The organism is Geobacillus sp. FSL K6-3411, from assembly GCF_037965715.1.
GTDB classification, from domain to species: Bacteria; Bacillota; Bacilli; order Bacillales; family Anoxybacillaceae; genus Geobacillus; species Geobacillus thermodenitrificans.
The window spans coordinates 2,419,168-2,441,285 of the sequence record NZ_CP150187.1; the positions used below are offsets into that span (position 1 = coordinate 2,419,168).

Sequence of the window (22,118 nt, forward strand, 5' to 3'; positions counted from 1 at the left end):
TTTTAGTTGCACAATTTGAAGCAAACGACTTTTGGTTCCGTCATTTCTTGGATCGCAAATTTAATTCCTTCACGCCCTAGCCCCGATTTTTTGACTCCCCCAAATGGCATCGCGTCAATTCGGTAATCACTGCTATCATTAATCATGATACCACCGACATCCATTTTCTCAATCGCCTTATACGCTTTTTGCAAATTGTTTGTGAAAATGCCGGCTTGTAATCCATAGTTGACAGCATTGGATTTCTCTATGGCTGTATCCAGATCTTTCACCGGATAAAGAAGAACAATAGGGCCAAATACTTCCTCTTTTGCGATTCGACACTCCTCGGGGACGTTTGTTAATACCGTGGGCCAATAGAAAGCTCCGCTGCGTTTTCCGCCAGTTAGCAGTATGGCTCCGGCTTCAACGGCTTCATTGACTAGATGTTCAACACGAATCGCCTCTTTTTCTGTGATCAGCGGTCCCATGTCCGTGAGTTCTGACTGTTTATCCCCAACACAATACTGATTGGTACGTTCCACAAATTTCTTTTGGAACGCATCCATAATACTCTCTTGAACATAGACACGCTGAACACCGATGCAATTTTGCCCAGCCGCCCAAAAAGCCCCTGAAACCGTCGATTCTACAGCCTCATCTAAATCAGCGTCCTCTAATACAATCACTGGAGAGTTCGAGCCGAGCTCCATGCTGATTTTTTTCAACCCGGCTTTCCGGATAATTTCCTCACCTGCTTCAACCCCGCCTGTAAACGAAATCATTCGAATATCAGGATGCGTAACGAGAACATCGCCAATCTCGCTTCCGTAACCAGTGACAACAGACAATATTTTAGGCGGAAGACCGGCTTCATCAAATGCTTCTGCAAGCAAAAGCGCGCTTAACGGAGTCAGTGTTGATGGTTTTACAATAATGGCATTCCCAGCAGCGATTGCTGGTCCTACCTTATGAGCAACAAGATTTAACGGATCGTTAAACGGGGTAATAGCCCCTACAATCCCTATAGGAAAGCGGTAATAATACCCAACTCGATTTTCGCTGCCTTCCATCTGATCGAAAGGGATGGTTTCTCCATTAATTCTTCTTGCTTCCTCCGCACTAATACGAAGGGTTTGAATGCATCTTTTTACTTCTTTTCTTGCTTCACGGATCGTCTTACTTCCTTCACGAGCGATCGTTCTCGCGAATTTCTCATCATTTGCTTCAATATAATCAGCTGCTTTATGAATGATTTCCATACGTTTATAAACAGGCATCGAAGCAGCAACCCGTGCCCCTTCTTTTGCCTCCTCAATGCATTGAATCATATCTTCTACAGAAGCAGCGGGGACAGTATCAATCAGACTATTATCTTGAGGATCGCGCACCTCTATAATCCGATCTCTTTTTACCCACTTTCCTGCCAAATACATTTTTCGACCAATCACTTGAGTTGTCATCAACATACCACCTTTCCCCAATTAAATTTTCACTAACTTTTGCTGATGAGCGGCGCGTTGGATATTGATGAGATCGATAAGAAGCGAAAAACCCGTTTCCATTTTTCCTGCTCCCGCGCCTACTAATGTGACTGGGCCGAGAAGATCACATTCGTACGTAACGGCATTCGTGGTACCGCTAATTGATGCGAGGGGATCTGTTAAATCCACTTTTTCCGGAGCGACAGAGGCGATTACTTTATCCTGCTCTTTACGAACTTTCGCTATCAGTTTCCATCTTTTTCCTTGCTGTTTTGCTTCCTCAATATCGTCTAAGGTAATATCTGTAATTCCTTTGCATATGACTTCCTCTGCTGACAAAGGGACATTCATCACATAATTAGCTAGAATAACAATTTTAAATTTTGCATCATACCCTTCGACGTCACTAGTAGGGTCAGCTTCAGCGTAACCAAGCCTTTGCGCTTCTCTTAACGCTTCTTCATATGTCCATCCTTCTTCTTCCATTTTGGTAAGGATATAATTGGTAGTTCCATTTAAAATTCCTTTGATCTCTGTAATATCATTGCCTGCCAGAGATGTAATCGGCATTCTTAACGCTGGGGTTCCGCTCATTACCGTTCCCTCAAATCCCCAGTACACTCCATACTTCTTAGCCATTTGCGACAATTCTTTATACGCTAATGCGACCGGTCCTTTGTTTGTCATAATGACATTTTTCCCGCTTTCAAAAGCAGCCTTGCAATGATCGATGGCGGGCTGTCCTGTTTTCACATCGGTATAGGAAACTTCCACAATCGTATCAGCGTTCGTTTCACGAATGGTTTTAAAGCTGTCCCACCCTTTTATAATCCCTGGCACATCAGGATAGTTCTCAATATTCCCTGTTTCCTTTAGCACTTTCAAGACTGTCTCAAGATGTAAACCATCTGGATGATAAATCGATCCTTTCATTAAATCCGAAATGGCTACAACAACCGCTTCAAAGCCTTCTTCTTTTTGTAATTTTTCTTGTTTATTTAATAAAATTTCCACTAACCCTTGACCGACAACGCCAAATCCAATGAGTGCTAGTTTATGAACCATATGATTATACCTCCAACATCTCATTTGCTGACAAGGAAACTTTACCATTCAAAAAATGAACAACTGTTTGTGCTAAAATCGCTGTACCGATTGGCAAACACGCTTCGTCAATATCAAAAATGGGGGTGTGTAACTCTCTTTTCACTCCATCTTGAATGGCACATCCTAAAAAGAATAACGAAGAAGGAATTTTTTGACTCACATAACCAAAGTCTTCTCCACCCAGCCCGAATGGCTTTTTAACAATTTGAAAGTCAGGGTATATCTCTGAAACGGTTTTTGTAATCCAGCGATTGACGACAGAATGATTATTCAAAGCGGGCTCTCCGCGCTCAACATGCAGTGAATAACTCCCACCCAAATTTCCCACTATAGAAAACGCTTTCTTTAGTTCCAACTCCAATAAATCGCGCACCTCAGGAGTATAGCTCCGCATCGTGCCTTCGATAAATATTTCAGTCGGGATAATATTGCTAGCGGATCCGGCTTGTATTCTACCTATACTGATCACAGCAGCGTCCAATGAAGAGACTTTGCGTGAAGTGATTCCATACAAAGCTTGCATCACTGGCCCAAGCATCCAAATCGGATCTGTTCCAAGCTCAGGGTAAGCTCCATGGCCGCCTGTACCATAAATTTTCCCTCGAAACACATCCACATTTGCCATACTGTAGCCATCATTGATTTGAACAGCTCCGACCGGAAGCCATGGGCACATATGCAAGGCGATGGCGGCATCTACATGGTCATATACGCCTGCCCGAATCATATATGGTGATCCTGACAATCCATATTCATCAGTGCTTTCTTCCGCAGGTTGAAAAACAAACTTTACCCGTGGTGCTAGATAAAATGAGATAAGTATAAAAATAGCCCTTGCATGAAGGATCTCCTTTAAAATGAAAGTGCGAACAAACATTCAAAAGGAGAGTTCACATGCAAGAGCACTTTCATTTTACAACAGACGAAGCGAAAATTCAAAAACAATATGCAGCGATTTTATTCTTTGTATCTGGACAATTGTCTTTAATTCAGATGTATTTACAACGTCGAAATCGCCATTTGTTGAAGCAAGAAGATGAGGTCATCATCGCCGTCCATGTTCTTGGAAAGTTGTTAGGTTTTACATCCGAACGAGCTTGGCACCGATTTGTGATCGGAAACTTATTTTCGAAAGATTTATTTCCTGAACGCTCTCGATATAACCGTCGTTGTCGAAATCTTGGCTTTGCCGTCAAATGGATCCGATATCAACTAGCCAAACGTGGGCAACATCATGCTTATGCGGTAGTGGATAGCTTACCCATTGAACTCTGCCACCACGCACGAATATATCGCGTCAAACGGTTTCAAGGAATCGCAGATATTGGGTATTGTGCATCCAAAAAGATGGCTTACTATGGATTGAAGCTTCATCTCCAGATCACTGACCAAGCGCTTCCGATGGGATATGTCGTCACCGAAGCATCCTGTCACGACCGGACAGCTGCGGAAACCGTGATGGTCCAACTTCCTCATCCGTATACACTTGGTGACAAAGGATATGTGAGCCAAGACTTGCAAAAGAAGCTGTATGATGAATACAAGATCACTTTTTGGACGCCCGTTCGGAAAAACCAGAAAATCCATCAATCGAAAGCATGGAAACGATGGATGAAACGAAAGCGCAAAGTCATTGAAACCGTGTTTTCCGTTCTCATTGATCAGTACCGGATCACAGAGATTCGATCCAACTCTGTTTCTGGATTTGAATCATCTTTGGATGGCATTTTACTCGCTTATTCACTCGTCATTCTTGGGCTAGTTGAGCGTTAAAGTTCAACTAGCACCACGGGTATACTTTCTATTTAATGAATAATTCCCTTGGAAATTTTGTGATTGTTTCACAACCGTTTTCAGTCACTCTTATGGTTTCGGTTATTGCGACTCCATAACCGTCAAGCCACATTCCGGGCATGATATGAAAAGTCATGTTCGGTTTTAGTACCGTCTTCTCTCCGGGTTTAAAATACGCTGTGTTTTCTGTCCATACAGGCGGATAGCTTAGACCAACTGTATATCCCATTCTAGACTCTTTTTCCAGCCCATATTGATTGATCGTTGTTTGCCATGCTTGCTCGACTTCTTCACATGTCACTCCTGGTTTTATCGTGGATAATGCCACATTTAGGCCTTCTATTACTATTTTTGCCGTTTCGCGTACTTTCTCAGGCGGTTTCCCAATAAAGACCGTTCTTGTTAAAGGAGCGTGGTAGCGCTTATAGCTTCCCGACAATTCCATATATACTAACTGATCTTTTTGATATTTGCCTTCTGTTGTCCATGAAAAATGCGCCCCTGCGGTTCTTTCTCCTGCAGGCATTATCGGTGAAAGTGATGGATATTCGCCGCCATATACCCCTGTCCCATTCAATAAGTCACTATAAATTCCTGCCGCAACGCGGCATTCCCTTACGCCAACATCGATGTTTTCTATGGCGTTGTACATTGCTTTTTCTACAATTCTTGCAGCTATTTGCATGTATTCTAATTCTTTTGTTGATTTTTGCCCCCTTATCCAGTTTACAAGTGATGTCGCATCTACCAATTCTGCATCTGGCAAACTTTTTTCTAGTCTGTGATACCAATGAGCATTAAAGTAATAACTATCGAGCTCGACCCCGATTCTTTTATTATGGAGTCCCTTTTCCCTCAACACATCTCCTACAAAATCCATGACATGAAGCACTTTCGGTTCCCACAAATATTTATCAGGATACGGTATGATGCTTTCTTTTGACATCCAAGTGGTGTGGAGCGCACAGTATACATCTTGCTGCCGTATGATGCATATAGGTTCTTTCAAATAAGATGAGACGATTACCCCTTGAGGCACATAATAAGACAGAGCATCGTATCCTGTTATATAGTTCATATTCGCTGGATCTGTAACGAATAATACTTCGATTCCTTGCGCTTCCATGCTCTTTTTTATCCTTTTTTCACGATGTTGATACTCCGTTTTCTCAAACGGTAACATGATTCAACCACCTCGCTATTTTTACTGAGTCCGTTAGGCAGCTCAGCCATCCTAGACGTTGAAAAGCTAGGAAAGAGCAGGGACTGTTTATAAAAATCATACGATACGAAAACAAAACGATCATTCTACATGCTGTTAGATTTTTATCTGAACTTTTTGTACATTTTAGACATATTTAAAAACGAAACAAACATTCGATGACCTCAACCTTTTCGATCGCCTCGGCTAGAAAGCACTTCAAGAGGGCTTTTTTATGAATGGCCAGAAAACAAAAAAACAACCCCAACCAGTTTACCCGGTTGGGGCTGCCATGGATCTTGCTTATTTCGCAAGCCATTCCGTATGGAAAATGCCTTCCTTGTCAACGCGTTCATATGTGTGAGCGCCGAAGTAATCGCGCTGTGCTTGGATTAAGTTGGCCGGCAATACTTCGTTGCGGTAGCTGTCATAGTACGCGAGAGCACTTGCGAACGCCGGCACTGGGATGCCGCGCATTGCGGCAGTAGCGACGATTTCACGGAGCGAATCTTGGTAGCTTTCGACGATGTTTTTGAAGTATGGATCCAACAACAAGTTCGGAAGCGCTGGATCGCGGTCGTACGCCTCTTTAATTTTTTGCAAAAATTGCGCGCGGATGATGCAGCCGCCTCGGAAAATCATGGCGATATCGCCGTAACGCAAGTTCCAATTATACTCATCGGATGCAGCTTTCATTTGCGCGAATCCTTGGGCGTACGAGCAAATTTTGCTCATGTACAAAGCGCGGCGCACCGCTTCAATGAAGTGATCTCGATCGCCTTCAAACGGCTTCACCGCCGGGCCAGACAACAGTTTGCTAGCTTTGACGCGCTCGTCTTTCATCGCCGAGATGAAGCGGGCGAATACCGACTCGGTGATAATTGGCAGCGGCACACCTAAATCAAGGGCGTTTTGGCTTGTCCATTTGCCCGTCCCTTTTTGTCCGGCTTTATCCAAAATGACGTCGACCAACGGCTTGCCGGTTTCATCGTCGATTTTCGTGAAAATATCGGCCGTAATTTCGATTAAGTAGCTGTTCAGTTCCCCTTTGTTCCAGTCGGCAAACACTTCGTGCAGCTCAGCGGCATCCATGCCAAGCACATGTTTCAGCAAGAAATACGCTTCAGCAATCAATTGCATGTCGCCGTATTCAATGCCGTTATGCACCATTTTCACATAATGACCGGCACCGTCTGGACCGATATATGTCGTACATGGCTCGCCGTCGACTTTGGCAGCGATCGCTTCGAAAATCGGACGCACCAGTTCATGCGCTTCTTTTTGGCCCCCTGGCATGATCGATGGACCTTTCAGCGCCCCTTCCTCACCGCCGGAGACGCCAGTGCCGATAAAGTGGATGCCGAGTTTCGCCAGCTCTTCGTTGCGGCGCTGAGTATCTTTAAAATACGTGTTGCCGCCATCGATCAAAATATCGCCTTTTTCCAAATACGGCTTCAGCTGTTCAATCGTTGCATCCGTCGGCGCGCCCGCTTTCACCATCAACAAAATTTTCCGCGGTTTTTCTAAGGCGTTGACGAATTCTTCGATGCTGTATGTACCGACAATGTTTTTTCCTTTCGCTTCTTCCAAAAATTCATCCGTTTTTTCGCGTGAACGGTTGTACACCGCCACCGAATAGCCTCTGCTTTCAATGTTCAGCGCCAAATTTTTCCCCATGACCGCCAGTCCGATGACACCAATTTGCTGTTTCGCCATTGCCAACGTTCCTTTCTGTTTTTGTTCATTCACCAAACAACATATCATAATTTGACGCTTGCCTGCAAGTTTTTCTAAACCGATTTATGAACGCCTTATAAACAGTCCTTACGGTATGCAAAAGGAGGGGAATGACGCCCCTCCTCCGTGCTTAATAACCTCCGTGATGCGGGAAACCGTAAGGTGAAAATGGATAATGGCCGTAATGCATGCCATACGGGAAGTGATGGTAACCGCCATATCCTCCGTACCCATAAGGATAATGGTGGTAGCCATAGCCGCCGAAGTACGGCGGGTAATAGCCGCCCATATACGGGCCGAACGGTCGAACCATGGAGCACCCTCCTTTTTTGTGTATCAACTTGCTTCCATGGTTAGGATATGCGCGGAAAACAAAACGGTATAGGCAAACACCTATACCGGTTCATCGGATTGAACAGCAGCCACTTGCTCTCTAATCTCTTCCGCTTCCTCCAAATGGTTGAACAAAACGCGTGGATCGAGCACGGTCAACAGTCGGTCTGGCAACGTTGCCATCCCAACTAAATACGGCGTCCGCTCCGCAGACATCAGCTGGAGCGGCTGAATGGCGTCCTGTCCAATATCAGCGATCTCCTTCGCCTCATCAACGATAAAGGCGACTGACAAATCGTCCACCGCGGCGACGATGAGGCGTGTTTGATCCGTTTCCTCGATGGCGCGGCCATACAGCAGCTTCCGCATGTCCAATACTGGAACGAGCTCGCCGCGAATGCGCACGACACCGGCCATGTAATCCGGCATGTGCGGAACGGCAGTTGGCGCGGTCATTTTTTCAATCGAGACGACATAAGCAATCGAAATGACGTAGTGTTCCCGCTCGACGCGAAAAACAACATATTTGTCCATTCCCCCGCCACCTCTCCTGTGATTCACAAATCTTGCCTACTTTTTTTATCGGCCGATGTTCGCCGAATTTTCAGCGTCCGAAGAAAAAAGAGCATCCGTTTGCAGGATGCTCGTTAACCTTTGGCCACTTCTTCGATAATGGCGACAACCATTTCCGTCAGTTTCACCAACTCTTCAATTGGCATCCGTTCATTTGTTGTATGAATTTCTTCATAGCCGACAGCGAGATTGACAGTCGGGATGCCGAACCCGGCGATGATGTTAGCATCGCTGCCGCCACCGCTTTGCTGCAGCTCGCACGGCCGGCCGATGCTCGCCGCTGCTCGTTTGGCGACCTCAACGACATGATCGCCGTCGCTGAATTTGAAACCTGGGTACATCACTTCGACCTCAACTTCAGCGCGGCCGCCCATTTCCGCAGCAACCGTTTCAAACGCCTCTTTCATCTTCGCCACTTGCGCTTCCATTTTTTCCGGGACGAGCGAACGGGCTTCGGCCAAAATATCGACGCGGTCGCAGACGATGTTCGTTTGCATACCGCCTTCAAAGCGGCCGATGTTCGCCGTCGTCTCCTCATCAATACGGCCGAGCGGCATTTTTGCGATCGCTTTGGCGGCCAGCGTAATCGCCGAAACCCCTTTTTCCGGAGCGACACCGGCATGGGCCGTTTTGCCGTGCACAACGATTTTCAGCTTCGCCTGCGTTGGTGCGGCGACGACAATGTTACCGACTTTGCCGTCACTGTCTAACGCATAGCCGTATTTCGCTTGAATGAGCGACGGATCGAGCGCCTTCGCTCCAACGAGCCCCGATTCTTCCCCGACGGTGATGATAAACTGAATCGTACCATGGGCGATGTTTTGTTCTTTCAACACCCGAATCGCTTCCAACATTGCCGCCAAGCCGGCTTTGTCGTCCGCACCTAAAATCGTCGTCCCATCGGTGACGACATAGCCATCACGGATCGATGGCTTCACCCCTTTACCAGGCACGACCGTATCCATGTGAGAAGTAAAGTAAATCGGATCCACCCCGTCTTTTGTCGCTGCGAGCGTGCAAATTAAGTTGCCGGCCCCGTGCCCTGTTTTTGCGGCGGCATCGTCTTCGATGACCTCAAGGCCGAGCGCCTCAAACTTTTGTTTCAGCACCTTGGCGATGTCGCCTTCATGCTTCGTTTCCGAATCGATTTGTACGAGCTCTAAAAACTCGTCAACGAGACGCTTTTCATTGACCATCTGTTTCTTCCTCCTATGTATGGATTCCAATTTAAGTATACCGGAAGTTTCCACTCAACGCCAAACTAGACGCTGAAACAGTGTGAGTAAACGATTGGTGGCTGTCGATTGAGCAAATATCTTCCAAATAAAAACGTTTAACATAGCTTTGACCAAACGTTACTTGTCTGTTTATTCAACTGTCAGAGACAAAACCTCGGTTTGTCCACGTTCTCACACCTTGGCGTGATGAAAGGCCGAGCAACACGACTCCCGTCTCAATGATTATTTGCTGCGAAAAAGGCGCCCATTGCTTGTTAGGCGCCTTCTATCGCTTACAACGGAATGTTGCCATGTTTTTTCTTCGGCCGCTCTTCGTGTTTACAGCGGAGCATTTCGAGCGCTTGAATAAGTTTTATTCGAGTGTCACGCGGGTCGATGACGTCATCGATCATGCCGTATTTGGCAGCGACGTACGGGTTGGCGAATTTTTCACGATATTCTTCAATTTTTTGCGCCCGCGTTTCTTCCGGATTTGGGCTGTTTGCAATTTCGCTTGCAAAAATGATGTTCGCCGCCCCTTGCGGCCCCATGACCGCCACTTCAGCGTTCGGCCATGCATAAACGACATCGGCTCCAATCGACTTGCTGTTTAAGGCGACGTACGCACCACCGTAAGCTTTACGCAAAATGACAGTAATTTTGGGCACTGTCGCCTCCGAGTAGGCGTACAAAATTTTCGCCCCATGGCGGATGATGCCGCCGTGCTCTTGCTTGACGCCCGGGAAAAATCCGGTGACGTCCTCAAATGTAATGATCGGGATGTTGAACGAATCGCAAAAGCGAATAAAGCGCGCGGCTTTATCTGACGAATCGATGTCAAGTCCACCCGCCATAAATTTCGGTTGGTTGCACACAAGCCCAACGACTTCCCCTTTAATGCGGGCAAAGCCGATGACAATGTTTTTAGCGAAATCTTTTTGCACTTCCATAAACGATCCGTCATCGACGACTTGAGCAATGACGTGGCGCACATCGTACGGACGGACGGCGTCAATCGGCACGACGTCAGCCAAATCAGGACGGTAGTCATCCCCGTCGGGAACAGGGCCAAGCGGCGGTTTTTCGTTATTATTTGACGGCAAATAACTCAGCAACAGCCGCACGTTAGCGAGCGCTTCTTCTTCACTCGCCGCCGCAAAATGAGCGTTGCCGCTAATCGTATTATGAACGCGTGCACCCCCTAAATCTTCAGCGCTGATTTTCTCCCCGGTCACTGCCTCAATCACCTTCGGCCCGGTGATGAACATTTGGCTCGTTTTTTCGACCATGAACACAAAATCGGTGATGGCCGGCGAATAGACAGCCCCCCCTGCGCACGGCCCCATAATAACGGAGATTTGCGGGATCACCCCAGAATAGATGGCGTTGCGATAAAAAATATGCCCGTATCCATCAAGCGACAACACCCCTTCTTGAATGCGGGCGCCGCCCGAATCGTTCAAGCCGATGACCGGGGCTCCGGTTTTCGCCGCCAAATCCATAATGTTCGTAATTTTTTTCGCGTGCATTTCTCCGAGTGCGCCGCCAAAGACCGTGAAATCTTGTGAGAATACAAAGACGGTGCGTCCGTTGATCTTCCCGTAGCCGGTAACGACCCCATCCCCCGGCCCCTTTTTTTCGCCAAGACCAAAATCAGTGCAACGATGCTCGATGAACGGATTGAGTTCGACAAACGTCTCCTCGTCTAAAAGCAAGTCAATCCGCTCACGCGCCGTCAGCTTCCCTTTCGCGTGCTGCTGTTCAATTTTCTTATCGCCGCCGCCCAGCTCGATTTCACGGCGGCGGTCGTACAACTCATTAATTTTGTCATACATGTCGCTCATTGTTGTCCCTCCATGTTCGACCGTTCGCAAAGTTCGTATAAAACGCCGCCAGTCGACTTCGGATGCATAAACGCCACCCATGCCCCGCCGGCGCCGCGTTTTGGCATTTCTTGAATCATACGGATGCCATGCTCCTTCAGCTCACGGATGCGCTCAGTGATGTCATCGACACCAAGCGCCACGTGATGGATGCCTTCTCCTCTCTTTTCGATAAATTTCGCTATCGCGCTCTCTGGCGACAGCGGCTCAAGCAGTTCAATTTTCGCTTCCCCAGCCTGCAAAAACGCTACTTTCACCTGCTCCGATTCGACTTCTTCAATGCCGAGAAACGGCAGCCTGAGCACATCCGTATAAAACGGAAGCGCTTTCTCGATTGAGCGGACGGCAATGCCAATATGATCGACTTTTTTTACATGCATGATTTCGTCCCCTTTGCTGCGAAATAATTCTGAATCGTAATGTATATTCGCCATTTCGACAAAAAATCCTTCTTTTTGTTTTTCCTTGTCCGCTCCGCCGCGTGCGGTTACAATAAAAACAGAACAGCGGACGGGGAGGAGGAAAAACCGTTGTCGCGCAAAACGCAAAAATTCGTTGTTTACTTGATGCTCATTTGCATGCTGCTGACGACGCTCCTTGCCGGCATCAGCATGTGGTTTTAGCCGCACTCAGCAAAAAACGCAAGCTCCAAAATAGGGAAGCTTGCGTTTTTCATTGGACAGCGCCGTATCGTTTGGCAATGGCGTAAAATGACTCGTTGCTGCGAAGAATGAGCACACGGGCGCCGATCGGTACCCGTTCGTACAAATGCTCAACATCGCGGTTATGCATGCGCACACAGCCTTGCGAAACATAACCTCCAATCGATGCGGGGTTGTTTGTCCCGTGGACGCCATAGATGCGCCCATCCGTCCCCCGCGCATTAAAACCGATCCATCTCGTGCCGAGCGGGTTGTTCGGTGCTCCGCCTGGAATGCCCTTTTTCCGATAGTACGGATTTTCCGCCTTCACCGTCACCGTAAACATTCCTTCCGGTGTCAGTCCAGCATTCATCCCCGTCGCCACCGGATAAACTGCTTCAATGCGCCCATCACGAATGAGTGCAAGCTTATTGATCGCTTTGTTCACAATCACCAGCGGCTTCATCTCCGCCGCCGTCTGAAACGGCACGACCAACAGCGCACTAAGCAGCAGGCAGAGCGCTAACGATTTACGCATATCAAGCCCCCACCCTTTGCTGACGTTTAGCTTTAGTGTGCGCTAACCAAGATGGGGGTATGCACATCACTTCGTTCAGCCAAACGGCAACAAACGACGCCTCTTTTCTGCTTCATTTCCGGGATGGAATTGGCTTTTAATAATCAAATATTGCTCCAATTCGCGCACTAAATGAAACAACGCCGCCCGCTCTTCAAACTGTTCGCGCGTTTTCGGAAGCGGCATCTCTTTAAATTCCTCGCGCATTGCCGCCAGACGCCGCAAAAAGCGGTCGGCTGTATTACCTGGATGAATAGCGTCGCTCAGTTCATCGATAAAATCGGCAACCATGATCCGCTGTTCGACCGTATAAGTAAGCGATGTCACTAGCGGCAACATCCGCTCAATAATCTCGAGCTGACGTTCACGCATCCGGAAATAGCGGACATACTCATCTTCGTTGCGCCATAGTTGATTGTCGGCGTGGCGGATGGCAAGTTTTTTTGCTTGTTCAAGCATATCAGCCGTCAACGGCAGCTCTTTGCCATCCCAGTCGAGTTCATTTGTGCGCAAGTAGCGGACGACTTCTTTTAAAATAATGCGGAACAAATCTTCCACGATGCGCCGATACTCCTTCAGCTGTTTTTCGGCGCTCGGCATGTACATGTTGACAAGCAGGGCGACGCCGATGCCGACGATGACCAACAGCAGCTCGTTGACGATGAGCGCCCATGTCAGTTCTTTAGCCGCATACAAATGCAAAATAATAACCGAGCTCGTCGCGATCCCCTCATTCACTTTCAGCCGAACGGTCACTGGAATGAACAAAAGCAATAGCAACCCAATCGTCCACGGATGGTAGCCGAAAACGGTAAAAAACAGCGCGGCAAACCCAATCGCGACAACGCATGCGGTAAAACGGGCCCGCGCGGCCTCGAGCGAGCGTTTTTTCGTCACTTGGACGCACAAAATGACGATAATGCCGGCGGAAGCAAAATTATGGAGGCCAATCAGCTGAGCGATGGCGATCGCCAGCGCTGCCCCCACCGCCGTTTTTAACGTCCGATAGCCGATTTTCATCGTGCTGTCTCCTTTACCCATGTTTGCCGACTTCATTGTACCGATGACGGCGCTTTCGATGCAAGAAAAAATAGGCAGCCCTTGTCCCGCACATCCGTCACCAAAAACCTACTCGACCCGGCCGCGGACAAGTAAAAAAAGCGGCCGCCTACTAAACACGCAGGACAGGCCTCCTAAACTTACCATGAGTGTTTTATCAATCGTTTTCCCATCGCGATCAATTTCGTGCTTAATGGCTTCGTTCAGCGAATCAAAGAGAAGACCTTGTCAAACAAGTAGAGGCTGATGATGTCGTCCATACCCTCTTGGATTTTCTGCTTTTGCTTGCCGGTGTCATCGATGCACAGAGGTGGCAATAATATTTTTTTCAAATGGGGGAACAGCCGAAACACATGACTGGTGCGATAAAAGGCTGGGGAAGTGGTTGTTTATTTCCTTCAATCACCTAAAACACATCTCTTTCAATAGGGATGGATGATGCCCGGAAGCCAATCCCAGCCTACGGAGAATAGGTAGCAACGACACAAAAAACCCGGAGGTTGAATTTTTCTCACTCCGGGTTTCTCCTGTTCACACTTCCTCACAATATTCATCAAATAGCGCCTGCAGCTTTTGCACGACAGCGACCGGCTCATGCCCTTCGATGTCGTGGCGATGAATCATGGCGCACAGTTTGCCGTCTTTAAGCAGGGCGAATGACGGCGAGGACGGCGGCTCACCGACAAAGTATTCACGAGCCCGGGCGGTCGCCTCTTTATCTTGGCCGGCAAAGACGGTCACCAAATGGTCGGGCCGCTTGTCATAATGAACCGCATGGGCCGCAGCGGGACGAGCGATGCCGCCGGCGCATCCACACACGGAGTTAATGAGTACGAGCGTCGTGCCTGGACGACGAAATGCAGCGTCGACGTCTTCTGGCGTGCGCAGCTCTTCAAATCCGGCTTCGACCGCTTCGCGGCGGGATTGTTCTACAAAATCATTGTAGAGCGGAAATTGAAATTGGAACATCATGACACCTCCTTACGTTTTATCATATCATATTTGACCGCCAATCCCCCGTTCATACGCTTCGATCAGCTCCCTGACAGCGGCAGTGACCGGTTTCGAGCCGGAAATAACGCTGTTCTCAAGCGCCGGGAGCTTTTCTTTCACGATCGGATCGGCGAAAAAGCGCGTTTCTACATATTCTTTGATCATCGCATGCATCCAGTCTTTTTGTTGCTGGCGGCGGCGGTCATCAAACACGCCGGATTGCTTTGTCGTTTTGACAAACGTTTCAATGACTTGCCAAATGTCGGCGATTCCTTCTCCCAACAAGGCGGAGCATGTGTACGCTTTTGTCTGCCAGCCGGGCGTGGCCGGGCGCAAGTAGTGAAGAAACTGATTGTACTCTTTTTGCGCGGCCCGCGCTTTTTCTTTATTGTCACCGTCCGCCTTATTGATGACGATGGCATCGACCAGCTCCATAATGCCGCGCTTCATCCCTTGCAGTTCGTCGCCGGCGCCAGTTAACGCCAAAAGAAGGAAAAAGTCAACCATCCCACGGACGACAAACTCGCTTTGCCCGACGCCGACCGTCTCAACGAGGATAATGTCATAACCGGCCGCCTCGCAAAGCATCATCGTCTCCCGCGTTTTCCGGTGCACGCCACCAAGCGCCCCGCCTGATGGAGACGGACGGATGAAAGCGCGCGGATTCCGGGCGAGCGTCTCCATCCGTGTTTTATCGCCGAGGATGCTGCCGCCGGTCAACGAGCTCGTCGGATCGACGGCTAGGACGGCGACGCGATGCCCCTGTTCGCATAAAAACGTACCGAACGCTTCAATGAACGTGCTTTTCCCCGCTCCCGGCACGCCAGTAACGCCGATGCGAATCGAACGGCCGACATGCGGCAACAATTCATTCAACACTTGTTGGGCAAGCTCTAAATGCCTCGCCGCATTGCTTTCAACAAGCGTAATCGCCTGGGCTAAAAGGGTGCGGTCGCCGGCCAGCACTCCTTGGACGTAATCAGCGACCGACCGTTCTTTTCGTTTCACAAGCCGCTTGGGCGCCGACGGGCGCTTAGCTTGCACGTACGATGACGCGCTCTCGCCGTCCGCCCATTCGGGACGCTTCCCTTGACCGTCTACCGCACCTTCGCCGCCTGCTCGTTCTTGTTGTTTCTCTTCACCGTTCATTCGCTCACTTCCTCATAGCCGAGTCGAGCATAAATTTCGTCTAATACGGTTTCTGCCGCTTCCGGAATCACCGTGCCCGGCCCGAAGACGGCAGCGGCTCCGTGCTCATATAAAAACGCGTAATCTTGCGGCGGAATGACGCCGCCGACGATAACTAAAATATCGTCGCGGCCAAGTTTTTCGAGCTCCGCAACGAGCTGGGGCACGAGCGTCTTATGTCCACCGGCGAGCGAACTGATGCCGACGGCGTGTACATCGTTTTCGACCGCTTGGCGCGCTGTTTCTTCCGGTGTTTGAAACAGCGGTCCGATATCAACGTCAAACCCTAAATCAGCAAACGCGGTGGCGATCACTTTCGCCCCACGGTCATGGCCATCCTGTCCCATTTTTGCGACCAACAGGCGCGGACGCCGCCCTTCTAGTTCCGCGAACTGCGCCACTTTCGCTTTCACCCGTTCAAGCTGCGCTTCATTTTTATACTCCGAGCTGTAAACGCCGCTGATCGAACGAATCGTAGCGCGATGACGCTTCGCCACTTTTTCAATGGCGTACGAAATTTCCCCGAGTGTTGCACGAACGCGCGCTGCTTGGACGGCGAGCTCAAGCAAATTTCCTTCGCCCGTTTCCGCCGCTTTCGTAATCGCAGCAAGTGCTGCTTCGACTTGCTCGTTATCGCGCGTCGCCTTTAGCTCGTTCAGTCGTTCGATTTGCCGCTCGCGCACAGCAGTGTTGTCAACTTCCAAAATGTCGATTGGCTCTTCTTTTTCCGGACGGTATTGATTGACACCAATAATCGTTTCTGCTCCTGAATCGATGCGCGCTTGACGCCGAGCTGCCGCTTCTTCGATACGCATTTTCGGAATGCCAGTTTCGATCGCTTTCGCCATTCCACCTAAGCTTTCGATTTCTTCAATATGCGCCCACGCCCGCTTCATCAATTCGTTTGTCAACGTCTCGACGTAATACGAGCCGGCCCACGGGTCGATCGTCCGACAAATGCCCGTCTCTTCCTGCAAGTACAGCTGCGTATTACGGGCGATGCGTGCCGAGAAGTCGGTCGGCAAGGCAATCGCTTCGTCAAGGGCGTTCGTATGAAGCGACTGCGTATGCCCCATCGCTGCCGCATGCGCTTCAATGAGCGTACGCACAACATTGTTGAACGGATCTTGCTCGGTCAAACTCCATCCCGATGTTTGCGAATGCGTCCTTAATGCGAGCGATTTCGGATTTTTCGGATTGAACGTTTTCATCATTTTCGCCCACATGAGACGCGCCGCCCGCATTTTCGCCACTTCCATAAAATAGTTCATGCCGATCGCCCAGAAAAACGACAGCCTTGGAGCGAATGAATCGATGTCAATCCCCGCTTTCAGACCGGTGCGCACATATTCGAGCCCATCGGCAAGCGTGTATGCCAGCTCCAAGTCGGCCGGCGCCCCAGCTTCCTGCATATGATAGCCAGAAATGCTGATGCTGTTGAATTTCGGCATGTATTTGGCCGTATAGGCGAAAATATCAGCAATGATGCGCATGGACATTTCCGGCGGATAAATGTACGTGTTACGCACCATGTATTCTTTCAAAATATCGTTTTGAATCGTTCCCGACAGCTTGTCTTGCGTCACTCCTTGTTCTTCAGCAGTGACGATGTAAAACGCCATGATCGGGAGCACCGCTCCGTTCATCGTCATCGACACCGACATTTGATCGAGCGGAATGCCGTCAAACAAAATTTTCATATCGAGCACCGAATCAATGGCGACCCCTGCTTTGCCGACATCGCCGACGACGCGTGGATGGTCGGAGTCATAGCCACGATGGGTGGCAAGGTCAAAAGCGACCGACAGCCCTTTTTGCCCCATCGCCAAATTGCGCCGATAAAATGCATTGCTTTCCTCAGCCGTCGAAAAGCCGGCGTATTGGCGGATCGTCCACGGCCGTGCGACATACATCGTCGGATACGGCCCGCGCAAATACGGCGGCAAGCCGGGCATATAATCAAGGAAATCGAGCCCATCGATGTCTTTCTTTGTATAAAGCGGCTTCACCGCAATGTGCTCATTCGTCTGGAACAACAGTTCATCGATCGACGCTTGCACGCGCCGCTCCACCGCGTCTCTCCACTGTTTCTCATCCACATCGGCCGCTGCCGTGGAGAGCGTCATATTTGTAAAGTCAACGTACTTCGCCATCAAACGCCACCCCTCTTTCCGTGAGAAACGCCACAATGACATCGTAAGCGTTCGAACCGAGATGAATCGACCCATCTACGCCAGCAGCAGCATACGTTTTTTCGAGCTCTTCCGGCGGTTTTCCAGCAAGATACAGCTTCGCATTCGGCTTTGCCTGCTTAAACGCCTCGGCCAACGCGGGAACGAACGATGGATAATCAGCGTCGGCGCCGCAGATGACGTAATGCGTCCCGTTCGTGTTCCGCACCCATTCGACCACTTCCTCAACCGATGCGAAGCCGTTGCTCCGCTCGGCCGTCACCCCGCCGGCTGCAAACAGCCCGGCAATGAAATCGGTACGCGCCTGATGGCGAACAAGCGGTCCGAGCGCAATCAAATGAACGGTGAGCTTCTCTCCGGTGCGTTCCGCATGCTTTTCCGCCGCCTGTCGCAACTGCTCAAACGGCTCGGCTAAACGCCATGGAGAAATAGGCGTAATGCGTACAGGTGCCTTTCCATCTGCGAGCGCTGCCACCATTTCCCGAGCGGTTGCTCGACAACGAGCCGCACGAATCATCGCTTCCATCCATTTTCCATTCGCAAGCGTAGCGCGAAGATCCGACACCCGCGTTTCCTCTACCGGGAGCACCTCATTCACTTCAGCTTGTTCCGGCTTTTGAATCGGCGTTTCCGCCAAGTTCGCATACACATTCGTGCCGACGATTTTTTCTTTCCGCTGTTTGACGCGCTCAAGCCGCTGCTCGGCCACTGTCGCTACTTCTGCCTGCACGAAGCCGTCTTGAAGCGCTTGTTTCATACCGCCTTTTTCTTCAACTTGTTGGAACAGCTTCCATGCTTCTTCAGCGAGTTTAGCCGTCAATGTCTCAACATAATACGAGCCGCCCGCCGGATCGATGACATGGGCGAGATGTGCCTCTTCAAGCAAAATAAGCTGCGTGTTGCGAGCGATGCGCCGTGAAAACTCATCAGCGAGTCCGATCGCTTCGTCAAACGGTGACACATGCACGCCATCAGCACCGCCAACAACGGCCGCAAACGCTTCTGCTCCCGCGCGAAGCATGTTCACATACGGGTCGTACACGGTTTTGGTAAAGCGCGATGTGCGCACATGCAGTTCGATCCACCTTGCTGATTCACCGCCGCCAAACGCTCCGATCACTTGCGCAAACAACCGCCGCGCTGCCCGCAACTTGGCAATTTCCATGAAAAAGTCAGCTCCGACCGACAACGACACTTGCATCCGCGTAGCGATGTCATCGATAGTCAGACCACGATCCAGCCCTGCACGGATGTACTCGACCGCCGTCGCCAACGAAAACGCGAGCTCCTGCACAGCGTTCGCTCCGCCGTTATGATACGGCTCTCCACGCACGAAAATCGTGCGAACGGAAGGCATTTGTTCCTTCGCCCACTTCACCGCTTCCGCCATTTCATCATACAACCCATCGAGCGACCTCGGCAGCGCCCCGTCTTCTGCCCACACTCCAAGCGGATCCATACCGATCGCGCCGCGCACGACTGAGAGTGATATTCCTTGTTCTTGCAAATACGCAGCCAGCAACGCTAAAAACGGAAGCGACTGCGCCCCCGCGTCCACACGGAGCGAATAGCGATCGAGCGGCACGCCAGCAAACATTGCAGCCACATCATCGACCGACTGAACAGCAAACGGCAGCCGTTCAAGGGAAAGATGGATTTCCGTCTGTCCCTTTTGCAAGTCGTGCTTGACCGCCTCGTTCCATTCAGAGGGGCTCATTGCCGAAATTTCCTGGCTCACCTTCCATGGCTTGCTTCGATATCCTTCCGGCCGCGTCCCGCGCACGTACTGGCCAAAGCCCGGGTACTGCTCAAGCGAGCCGAGCGCCTCTACATCTCGGCGTGTATAAAGCGGCTTGACCGCTATGTTTTCGTACGTCATCGAATGAAGCCGCTCGAGCGGCTTTCCTTTCAGCGATCTTTCCGCTTCCCGCTCCCACTCCTCAACCGTCGGAGCTGAAAACGCCGCTTCCTTCATCTTCGCGACATCACTCATTTCCCCATCCCCTTTCGCGTCTTTCTCCAAAAAAAGAAACCGCTTTCGTTTTTCGCCGCCTTTTACCCACCTGAAGCCGTCAACGTCCGGAGATGTCTCATACCAAACGAGCAGATGCACTTCCGTGGGAAAAAACGGGTTCTATGTTTATTGTAGTACATAGGCTGATTTTGGGCAATGAACAAAAAGACGAAGAGTGAGACAAGACTTTGTGGGAACTTTTTTGCTTCACTAAGAACGTATGTGAACCAAAAAAGGTTAGTGAACCATTTTTGAATTGATATAGTCAGCGATTTCATAACCTCATCCCTGTTGCCGAATGAGGAATCGCTTTTTTTATTTCTCAATTCGAGAAACTTGGTTGGTTCTGTTCCATTGGTATGGTCAAAAAGTTGAGTTTTACCAGTCTTCCATGTAAAAAAGGTGTCTCATTGCTTTCGAGACACCCTAGGAAACTGGTTACTTAACGGAAAATGAGGATAAGTTCATTTAGTTTTTCAATTTAAGAAACTACATGCCCTCATGTTTCTTTTCCCCAAGATTGCTGGAAGGCAAACGGCTGATTTTCACCTACCTTCTATTCCGGAAAACGTTTCGTCAATCGATCACAAAGTCCTTCAACAAATGGAAAAGATATCGTCCCGATTTGTAAATTCCACAAAACTCCAACGCCCTCTATTTTCTCACATAAATCAACTTCCACTACTTGATCCACCAGGTCATGGATGAGACACATTGAAACTTCCACGTTTAGAACCCTTATTCCTCTTCTTGAACGAGCGGCAGGCGGACAGATACGGTCGTTCCTTGGCCGAGGTCGCTGTCGAACTGAATCGCACCGCCATGAAGGGCGACAATTTGTTTGACGATGGCAAGCCCTAAGCCAGTGCCTCCTTCTTTGCGGGTGCGGGCGCGGTCGACGCGGAAAAAGCGCTGGCCGAGAAGCGGAAGCTGGTCTTTCGGGATGCCTTTGCCCGTATCTCGGATCACGAGTTCGCCTTCTGTGTCTGAAAAACGGGAAAGCCGCACCGTCACCGCGCCGCCTTCCGGGGTGTAGCGGATGGCGTTGTCGAGTAAATTGCGCACGACTTGTTCGAGCCGATCGGCATCGCCGTCAACGATAAGCTCATAGTCGAGGTCGCACGTGAGTGTCAGCCGTTTTTGGGTTATGATTGGGCGATACATGTCCATGACATCCTCGATCACTTGGGCGAACGCCACTGGAGCGCGCTCGAGCGGCACGCTTTGCCCTTCAAGTTGAGCCAAATCGAGCAAGTCGCGGACGAGCCGCTCCATCCGTTCCGTTTCACGGTGGATGAGGCGAAGGTGCGACTGTTCTTCTTCCTTCGTTCTCGCCAGGCCGGAGAGGAGCGCTTCACTGTAGCCTTTTATATAGCTTAACGGCGTGCGTAATTCGTGCGAGACGTTCGCTAAAAATTCACGCTTTCGCTCGTCTTCTTTGGCGATGGCGTCCGCCATTTGGTTAAACGCTTGAGCGAGACGGCCGATCTCATCGTCCGTGCGCACTGAAATGGCTGCGCCATAATCCCCTTTCGCCATACGTCCAGCCGCTTTTTCCATCGCTTGGAGCGGCTCGGTCATTTGGCGCACCATTCGCTTGCCAACGAACAACAACGCGGCAGCGAACAAGGCAGCAAACGGCCAAAACGCGGCGGCTGCCCGTTTGGTTGCTTCTTGAACGTCGGCGAGGGGCATATACAAATAAATCGCTCCCTCAAGTCGCTTCTCATCAAGAAGCGGGACGACAACCGCCATCACACGGCGGTCGAAGCGCTTTTCATACCCCGTTTTGATCACCGGCTTGCCGTGCAGCAGCGTTTCCCGATCGCGACCGCTGACTAACGCGTCATAATGGACCGGAAACGGCCAACAAGCGCTCAATTCGCGCGGATTGTCAATCAACAAGATCGTTGCCGTTGATTTTTCGTCATACCATTCGATTTGACGCCGATAGGCCTCGGTGACCGTCCCTCCTCGATAATCATGAGCTAGGCTTGTCCCTTCAGCAATCAACATTCGTTCGACTTCTTTCACGTACACCGTTCGGTAAAAGTAATTTAACAGCAAAAATGAAAACGCCAGCGTCACGAAGATCGCCGCTCCGATCGACAGCCATACTTTTTGCCCTAAACGAAGCCGTTTCATC

The 22,118-nt window shown here is 49.9% G+C and carries 18 protein-coding genes and 1 pseudogene; 2 read left to right on the top strand and 17 right to left on the bottom strand.

Features of this window, described 5'->3' with window-relative positions; translation table 11 throughout:
• Nucleotides 1-2: 2 nt before the first annotated feature.
• The 3 genes and pseudogenes from NSQ22_RS12310 to NSQ22_RS12320 form a co-directional block, all read right to left on the bottom strand.
• Nucleotides 3-1,442 carry an aldehyde dehydrogenase family protein gene (locus NSQ22_RS12310; protein ID WP_008879747.1) on the bottom strand — a complete coding sequence of 480 codons (1,440 nt, stop codon included), beginning with the start codon at nucleotides 1,440-1,442 and terminating at the stop codon, nucleotides 3-5.
• 21 nt (nucleotides 1,443-1,463) lie between these two features.
• Nucleotides 1,464-2,528, bottom strand: coding sequence for a homoserine dehydrogenase (locus NSQ22_RS12315; RefSeq protein ID WP_008879748.1), 1,065 nt, complete (start codon nucleotides 2,526-2,528; stop codon nucleotides 1,464-1,466).
• A gap of 4 nt (nucleotides 2,529-2,532) precedes the next feature.
• Nucleotides 2,533-3,363 (bottom strand): annotated as a pseudogene (locus NSQ22_RS12320) (M20 family metallopeptidase); the annotation flags it as partial.
• A 101-nt stretch (nucleotides 3,364-3,464) separates the two neighbouring features.
• Here NSQ22_RS12320 and NSQ22_RS12325 point away from each other — a divergent pair.
• Nucleotides 3,465-4,343, top strand: coding sequence for an IS982 family transposase (locus NSQ22_RS12325; RefSeq protein WP_087959983.1), 879 nt, complete (start codon nucleotides 3,465-3,467; stop codon nucleotides 4,341-4,343).
• Between the two features lie 28 nt (nucleotides 4,344-4,371).
• Here NSQ22_RS12325 and NSQ22_RS12330 read toward each other — a convergent pair whose 3' ends face one another.
• The 7 genes from NSQ22_RS12330 to mce form a co-directional block, all read right to left on the bottom strand.
• Nucleotides 4,372-5,547 (bottom strand): Xaa-Pro peptidase family protein, encoded by a 1,176-nt coding sequence (locus tag NSQ22_RS12330; protein ID WP_008879768.1) that lies wholly within the window; start codon nucleotides 5,545-5,547, stop codon nucleotides 4,372-4,374.
• 321 nt (nucleotides 5,548-5,868) lie between these two features.
• On the bottom strand, nucleotides 5,869-7,281 hold the full coding sequence (gene gndA, locus NSQ22_RS12335) for an NADP-dependent phosphogluconate dehydrogenase (protein WP_008879769.1): 1,413 nt from the start codon (nucleotides 7,279-7,281) through the stop codon (nucleotides 5,869-5,871).
• A gap of 151 nt (nucleotides 7,282-7,432) precedes the next feature.
• Nucleotides 7,433-7,615 carry a hypothetical protein gene (locus NSQ22_RS12340; RefSeq protein WP_008879770.1) on the bottom strand — a complete coding sequence of 61 codons (183 nt, stop codon included), beginning with the start codon at nucleotides 7,613-7,615 and terminating at the stop codon, nucleotides 7,433-7,435.
• Between the two features lie 80 nt (nucleotides 7,616-7,695).
• On the bottom strand, nucleotides 7,696-8,169 hold the full coding sequence (locus tag NSQ22_RS12345; RefSeq protein ID WP_087960145.1) for a chemotaxis protein CheW: 474 nt from the start codon (nucleotides 8,167-8,169) through the stop codon (nucleotides 7,696-7,698).
• A 113-nt stretch (nucleotides 8,170-8,282) separates the two neighbouring features.
• Nucleotides 8,283-9,404, bottom strand: a complete 1,122-nt coding sequence (locus NSQ22_RS12350; RefSeq protein ID WP_008879772.1) for a tripeptidase T — start codon at nucleotides 9,402-9,404, stop codon at nucleotides 8,283-8,285.
• A gap of 314 nt (nucleotides 9,405-9,718) precedes the next feature.
• The gene (locus NSQ22_RS12355; RefSeq protein WP_008879773.1) at nucleotides 9,719-11,269 is read right to left on the bottom strand and encodes an acyl-CoA carboxylase subunit beta; all 1,551 of its coding nucleotides are present in this window, start codon (nucleotides 11,267-11,269) and stop codon (nucleotides 9,719-9,721) included.
• Nucleotides 11,266-11,688: a methylmalonyl-CoA epimerase gene (gene mce / locus NSQ22_RS12360; protein ID WP_029761051.1), complete on the bottom strand. Its 423-nt coding sequence runs from the start codon at nucleotides 11,686-11,688 to the stop codon at nucleotides 11,266-11,268. Before mce ends, NSQ22_RS12355 begins: the two co-directional genes overlap by 4 nt.
• 150 nt (nucleotides 11,689-11,838) lie before the next feature.
• On the opposite strand from mce, the gene prli42 reads away from it, so the two are divergent.
• On the top strand, nucleotides 11,839-11,931 hold the full coding sequence (gene prli42 / locus NSQ22_RS12365; protein WP_012820630.1) for a stressosome-associated protein Prli42: 93 nt from the start codon (nucleotides 11,839-11,841) through the stop codon (nucleotides 11,929-11,931).
• 49 nt (nucleotides 11,932-11,980) lie between these two features.
• Here prli42 and NSQ22_RS12370 read toward each other — a convergent pair whose 3' ends face one another.
• The 7 genes from NSQ22_RS12370 to NSQ22_RS12400 all read right to left on the bottom strand — a co-directional run bounded on the left by NSQ22_RS12370 (nucleotide 11,981) and on the right by NSQ22_RS12400 (nucleotide 22,117).
• Complete coding sequence (locus NSQ22_RS12370) at nucleotides 11,981-12,487, bottom strand: L,D-transpeptidase (protein WP_008879775.1); 507 nt, start codon at nucleotides 12,485-12,487, stop codon at nucleotides 11,981-11,983.
• A 75-nt stretch (nucleotides 12,488-12,562) separates the two neighbouring features.
• Nucleotides 12,563-13,546 (bottom strand): aromatic acid exporter family protein, encoded by a 984-nt coding sequence (locus tag NSQ22_RS12375; protein WP_008879776.1) that lies wholly within the window; start codon nucleotides 13,544-13,546, stop codon nucleotides 12,563-12,565.
• A 570-nt stretch (nucleotides 13,547-14,116) separates the two neighbouring features.
• Complete coding sequence (locus NSQ22_RS12380; RefSeq protein WP_008879777.1) at nucleotides 14,117-14,554, bottom strand: BrxA/BrxB family bacilliredoxin; 438 nt, start codon at nucleotides 14,552-14,554, stop codon at nucleotides 14,117-14,119.
• Nucleotides 14,555-14,581: 27 nt separating this feature from the next.
• Nucleotides 14,582-15,727, bottom strand: a complete 1,146-nt coding sequence (gene meaB / locus NSQ22_RS12385; RefSeq protein ID WP_029761052.1) for a methylmalonyl Co-A mutase-associated GTPase MeaB — start codon at nucleotides 15,725-15,727, stop codon at nucleotides 14,582-14,584.
• Nucleotides 15,724-17,919 (bottom strand): methylmalonyl-CoA mutase, encoded by a 2,196-nt coding sequence (gene scpA / locus NSQ22_RS12390; protein WP_008879779.1) that lies wholly within the window; start codon nucleotides 17,917-17,919, stop codon nucleotides 15,724-15,726. Before scpA ends, meaB begins: the two co-directional genes overlap by 4 nt.
• A complete protein-coding gene (locus NSQ22_RS12395) occupies nucleotides 17,903-19,951 on the bottom strand; it encodes a methylmalonyl-CoA mutase family protein (RefSeq protein WP_081157288.1) in 2,049 nt (682 codons plus the stop codon). Before NSQ22_RS12395 ends, scpA begins: the two co-directional genes overlap by 17 nt.
• A 759-nt stretch (nucleotides 19,952-20,710) precedes the next feature.
• Nucleotides 20,711-22,117, bottom strand: a complete 1,407-nt coding sequence (locus tag NSQ22_RS12400) for a HAMP domain-containing sensor histidine kinase (protein WP_008879782.1) — start codon at nucleotides 22,115-22,117, stop codon at nucleotides 20,711-20,713.
• Nucleotide 22,118: the final 1 nt, after the last annotated feature.